The sequence below is a fragment of the Bartonella sp. TT110JLCBS genome, from assembly GCF_042193405.1.
Taxonomy (GTDB): domain Bacteria; phylum Pseudomonadota; class Alphaproteobacteria; order Rhizobiales; family Rhizobiaceae; genus Bartonella.
On the sequence record NZ_JBHILT010000220.1, the window covers coordinates 1 to 676 of the forward strand.

The 676-nt window shown below is 47.3% G+C and carries 1 protein-coding gene; it reads left to right on the forward strand.

All coding sequences use genetic code 11. The features are described 5' to 3' along the window. Nucleotides 1-676 (forward strand): alanine-zipper protein (locus ACFILW_RS10560; protein ID WP_375685816.1); only part of this gene is annotated, 676 nt, incomplete at both ends.

Below are 676 nucleotides of genomic sequence, written 5' to 3' on the forward strand. Positions count from 1 at the left end.
GCAGCAAAGAGTAAAGCGGAAGCAGCAGAGAAGGTAGCAGAAGAAACGAAAGGTGCTTTGGATGGTCTAAAACAATTAGCCAATAGTGCGAAGTCGACAGCGGACGAGGCAAAGAAGGTAGCTGATGGTGCACAAAAGAAGGCATCACAGGTAGAGACAGTAGCGGGTGAAGCTGAAAAGATAGCGAAAGAAGCCAAACAGACAGCAGGTTATGCCAACCATGATGCTGGGCAAGCTCGTAGTGAGGCGGAAAAGGCAAAAAGCACAGCAAATGAAGCGTGGAGTAAAGCTTACGACGCGAATGAAGCAGCCAATAACGCTAAGACTATAGCAAGATTAGCAGAAATGGCAGGTGAAGAAGCCAAGAAAATAGCAGAGAAAGCCGATGACCGAGCGTATGAAGCCAAGAATGAAGTAGAAAAAGCCAAGGAAATAGCTAGTAATGCAAAATATATAGCAGGAGAGGCGCAGAGGGCAGCCGAAACAGCGGGTAAGAAAGCCGCGTCTTTAGAGGAAGAAGCGGAAGAGGCACAAAAAATAGCCAAGGAAGCCAAGGAGTCTGCTGGTTATGCAAGACATGATGCGACGCAAGCGCGCAATCAGGCAGAAAATGCAGAGAAAATAGCCTCGTCTGCGAGGAGTAGGGTTATTGATATCAACCAAGTGGTTGAGAATT